4 protein-coding genes are annotated in these 4,642 nt (G+C 76.1%); 3 read left to right on the top strand and 1 reads right to left on the bottom strand.

What is annotated here, in order from left to right; translation table 11 throughout:
* The 3 genes from AB0J52_RS28255 to AB0J52_RS28265 form a co-directional block, all read left to right on the top strand.
* Nucleotides 1–1,950: DUF8508 domain-containing protein (locus tag AB0J52_RS28255; protein ID WP_500185461.1), on the top strand; the 1,950-nt coding region annotated here is incomplete at its 5' end.
* 166 nt (nucleotides 1,951–2,116) lie between these two features.
* Nucleotides 2,117–2,302 carry a hypothetical protein gene (locus AB0J52_RS28260; RefSeq protein ID WP_500185463.1) on the top strand — a complete coding sequence of 62 codons (186 nt, stop codon included), beginning with the start codon at nucleotides 2,117–2,119 and terminating at the stop codon, nucleotides 2,300–2,302.
* A 376-nt stretch (nucleotides 2,303–2,678) separates the two neighbouring features.
* A complete protein-coding gene (locus AB0J52_RS28265) occupies nucleotides 2,679–3,275 on the top strand; it encodes a Uma2 family endonuclease (protein ID WP_500185464.1) in 597 nt (198 codons plus the stop codon).
* Between the two features lie 24 nt (nucleotides 3,276–3,299).
* On the opposite strand, the gene AB0J52_RS28270 is transcribed toward AB0J52_RS28265, so the two are convergent.
* Nucleotides 3,300–4,642: GTP-binding protein (locus AB0J52_RS28270; RefSeq protein WP_500185465.1), on the bottom strand; the 1,343-nt coding region annotated here is incomplete at its 5' end.

Raw genomic sequence — 4,642 nt, forward strand, 5'->3', positions numbered from 1 at the left:
ATCGCCGCCGGGGCGGTGCTCGCGGTGCCGCTCGGCGCCCTCCCGCTTCCGGCCGCGCTCCACCTCGCCGCCGTCGCGCGCGCCGAGCCCGGCGCGCCCGTGAAGGCGGGCATCCGCGACGTGCAGGGCACCGGGCACGTGTCCCCGCTGAACGGCCGGGACGTCACCGGCGTCGGCGGCGTCGTCACGGCCGTCACCGACTCCGGCTTCTGGATGCAGGACCCGGCCCGTCCGAAGCCCGGATCGGCGGCCGCGCCCTCGGGGGTCTTCGTGTTCACCCGCACCCGGCCGCAGGTCCGTCCCGGCGACGCGGTGCGCGTGAACGGGCGGGTCAGCGAGTTCCGGCCGGGCGGGCGCGGGTCGTCCAACCTGAGCCGCACCGAGATCGACGCGTCCGAGACCGTCGTGTCCTCGCACGACCAGCCGCTTCCCGCGCCGGTCGTCCTCGGCGGGCCCAAGGGCCGCAAGGCGCCGGCCTCGTTCTCGACCGTGCCGCGCGACGCCGAGACCGACCGCCTCCTCGACCCCGCGAGGGACCCGCTCGCGTTCTACTCCTCGCTGGAGGGCATGCGCGTCCGGGTCGAGAACGCCTTCGTCATCGGCCCCACCCGGGACGGCGCGCTGCCCGTCCTGCCCGCCGGCGGGGCCGGGGCCCGCGACCGCACCCGGCGCGGCGGTTCGCTCGCGCGGTCCGGGGGGCTGCCCGACCCGGCGCGCATCGTGCTCGCCGACGCGCTCGCGCCGCTGCCGTCCGCCGACGTCGGCGACCGCCTGCCCGGCCCGGTGGACGGCGTCCTCGACTACACCGCCGCCGGGTTCGTGCTGCTGCCCACGGCCACCCCGGCGCGCACCGACGGCGGCGTCCGGCCGCAGACCGCGCCCCCGGCCGGACGCGACGAGCTGTCGGTCGGCACGCTCAACCTGGAGAACCTCAGCCCCGACACCCCGTCCGACCAGTTCGCGGCGCTGGCGGACGACGTGGTGGAGGGCCTCGGCTCCCCCGACCTGGTCACCGTGACCGGTGTCGAGGACAACTCCGGCGCCTTCGACGACGGCACGGTCGCCGCCGACCAGACCGTGGCCGAGCTGATCACCGCGATCAGCTCGGCGGGCGGCCCGGCCTACGAGTGGCGCTCGATCGCGCCGCACGACAACGCCGACGGCGGCGAGCGGGGCGGGAACGCACGGCTCGGCTTCCTGTTCCGCACCGACCGCGGCCTCGCCTTCTCCGACCGTCCGTCCGGATCGTCCGACCTGGGCGCCCCGGGCGTGCCGGACCTCGCGACCGCGCCGACGCACGTCCAGGCCGACGGCCGGGGCGGCGCGCGCCTCACCCTCAGCCCCGGCCGCGTCGCGCCGGACGACGCCGCGTGGGACGAGAGCCGCAAGCCGCTCGCGGGCGAGCTGACCTGGCGCGGGCGGCGGCTCCTGGTGATCGCGAACCACTGGTACGGGCGCACGTCCGCCGACCCGATCCCCTACGGCCGCCGCCAGCCGTTCGACCGGCCGAGCGAGGAGCGCCGGACGGCGCAGGCGCGCAGCCTGGCCGCCTTCGTCCGGACGGTCCGCCGCGCCGCCCCGGACGCGAACGTGATCGTCACCGGCAACCTCGGGACCGGCGGCGGCTCGGCCGCGATGCGCGCCCTCACCGCGCGGGACGTCGGGCTGCGCGACCTCTCGTCCGACCTCGCCCCGAAGGACCGCTACACCGCCGATTCCGGCGGCGTCGCCGAGGACCTCGACCACATCCTGCTCAGCCCGGCCCTGGCGAAGCGTCCGCACCGGTACCGGATCGTGCACCGCGCGTCGGAGTTCGCGGACCGGGCGGGCGCGCACGACCCGTCGGTCGTCCGCATCACGCTCGCGCCGCCCGCGGCCCCGGCGGCCGCGCGCGTCCCCCGGCCCGGCGGCCCCGCCGACCGTCCGGACGCGCCCCTCCCCGCTCCCTGAGGTCCCGTGCGGCCCGCCGCTCCCGGCCCTCCCGGGGACGGGTTTTGATCAGGACCGAAATTCGGTTCGGGGCCGGACCACGAATAAGTCCGCCGTTTCGCCCCTTTTGTTCCGGGGCAACCGTGCGCCGACGGCGACCGCCGTCACCACGGAAGGAGACCCCGCGATGGCGTACCGGTACCGGCCCCACATCGGACTGCTCGGAGCGCTCTACCTGATCGTCGGGGTGTTCGTGGCCTGGAACCAGGGCTACCTGACCAGCGACCTGCTGCGCCGCGTGGCGAGCGCGCTGCTGGCGATCCTGCTCTGGTTCCTGGTCCTGCTCGGCGTCGACCTGCACATCCACGGCTGACCATGGCCCCGCCCACTACAACCGGGGGGCCGCCGGGGGCAGCGTTCCCTCTCGGAACCGGTCATATCCCCGCCCGAATGGCGGGGATAGTTTCCGAAACATGACGAGTGGTGGATGCAGTTGCGGACACGGTGGCGGTTGCTCTTGCCCGAAGGGTTGCTCCTGCGGCTGCAACGGCTGACCGAACCCCGACCCGACCGACCGGTGCCCGCCGTCCGCTCCCGCGGACGGCGGGCCGACTCTTCCCCCGGGCGGAGCGGCGCGGGCTCCGCTCCCCCGCTTTTCGCGATCATCCCGGCCGCGTCACCCCCGGCCCGGGCCGGCCGGCGGCTACGCTCGGCGAGATGATGATCACTCGCATCCGGCCCTGGCGGCCATGACCGCGACGGCCGGCCATCCGCACGGCCCCTACACGCTGTACGACCTGGAGGAGCTGCCCGAGGAGGGCCGCCGCCACGAGCTGGCCGACGGCTGGCTGCACGAGCTGCCCGGCGACCTGTGGCACGACCACGCCGCCGAGCGGCTGCGCGCGATCCTCAAGGCGGCGGCGCGGCAGGCGACCGCCGACGTGCACGTGGCGGGCGCGCCGCAGGAGGTCGCGACCTCGGCGGGCATCCGCCGCCCGGACGTGTTCGTCGTGGACCGCGACGTCGCCCGGCTCGCGCTGGAGCGCCGCGCCCGCACCTACTACGGCCCCGACCTGCTGCTGGTCGCCGAGATCGTCACGCCGCGGACGGCCAGCGAGCGCACCGACCGGGTCCGCAAGGTCGCCGAGTACGCCGCCACGGGCATCCCGCACTACTGGATCGTGGACCTGGAGCCCCGGCCGGCGCTGACCGTCCTGGAGCTGGACGGCCGGCGCGCCCGCCCCGCCTACCGGGCGCGGCGGCGCGCCCGCGCGGGCGAGGACGTCCGGCTGGAGCTGCCCTTCCCGATCGAGTTCGACCCCGCCCGCCTCTCCGAGATGGAGTGACCCCGGCGTAGGCGGCTCGGGAGGTCAGACCTCGCGGAGGTAGGCGTCGCGGTCGAGCGGGTCCGGGCCGGTGCGCGGACGCGCCGGAGGACGCCCCGCGACCGGACGGTCCCCGGACGGGCGCGGCCACCAGACGCCGTCGCCGCCGGTCAGCCCCGGCAGGTCCCGTTCGAAGGCGGCGACCCGGCGGGCGGGCAGCTCGCCCTCGATGCGCCAGCCGTCCGGGTCGGGCTTGGCGTCCCGGACGTCCGCGCCGAGGGCCGCCAGACGTGCGGTGACCGCGCTGAGCGAGGCGTCGGGGATCTCCAGCTCGAACCGGCGGTACGGCTCGTACACGCGCGTCCCGGCCCGGGCGAGGGCGCGCATGAGGACCATCGGCGTCAGGCCCCGGAAGTCCGCAGCCGTGCTGACCGGGCCGCCGAACCCCGACGCCGTCAGCGTGACCGCGCAGTCGGTGACCGGCCAGCCGTGCAGCCCCTGCCGCAGCGTCAGGTGGACGGTCTCGACGATCGCCCGGTCGAACGCGGCGGGCAGCGCCCCGAGTTCGGTCTCGCGCCGGAACACCACACCCGAACCGACCGGACCGGGCTCGACGCGCAGCCCGATCGTCGCCCAGAAGTCCGGGCGTCGCCGACGCCACTCCATGTCCTCGACCGCCTCGCCCACCCCGGCGGGACGCTCCAGATGGATGATCCGGCTCTCCTCGAACTCCGCCTCCACCCCGAACGTCTCGCGCAGCGTCGCGGCGATGACCTCCTTCTGGACCTCCCCGTACAGGCGCAGCGCGGTCGTCCCGCCGGGCAGCGGCGCGACGCCGATGAGCGGATCCTCCTCGGCCAGCCTCAGCAGCGCGGCGCGCAGGCGTGAAGCGTCCGCGCCCCCGTCACGCGCGCGCACGATGGTCTCCAGCGTCGGCCGTCCGAACTCCGGTTCCTGGACGTCCGCCATGGCCGTGCCTCCGGGAGCGGTGATGACGTCCCCGACGCGCGCCTCGGCCAACCCGCGCACACGCACGATGTCGCCGGGGCCTGCCGTCCGGGCGGTGCCCCAGGTGTCGGTGACCGAGGTGATGCGCGCCTGCCGTTCGAGAACGTCCGGGGCGCGCAGGACCACTTTGTCTCTCGCGCGCAGCTCCCCGTCGAACAGGCGCACCAAGGCGATCTTCTCGCCGTTGGAGCTGCTGGGGCCGCTGGAGCCGCGTTCCAGGGCGAAGACCATCCCGTGCGGCGGAGCGGACGCGTCGCCCCGCGCGGACGGCAGATACGCGGCGATGGCGTCCAGCAGGTCGCGCGCGCCTTGGCCGTTGAGGGCCGAGCCGAAGACCAGAGGCGTGGCCTGGGCGGCGGCGGTCTGCGCGCGCAGAGCGG

This window comes from Spirillospora sp. NPDC049652, from assembly GCF_040675125.1.
Taxonomy (GTDB): domain Bacteria; phylum Actinomycetota; class Actinomycetes; order Streptosporangiales; family Streptosporangiaceae; genus Spirillospora.

Coding starts and splice junctions, on each gene's coding strand:
- AB0J52_RS28265 (WP_500185464.1), top strand. CDS start 2,679: ATGACCGCGACGGCCGGCCATCCGCACGGCCCCTACACGCTGTACGAC.
- AB0J52_RS28260 (WP_500185463.1), top strand. CDS start 2,117: ATGGCGTACCGGTACCGGCCCCACATCGGACTGCTCGGAGCGCTCTAC.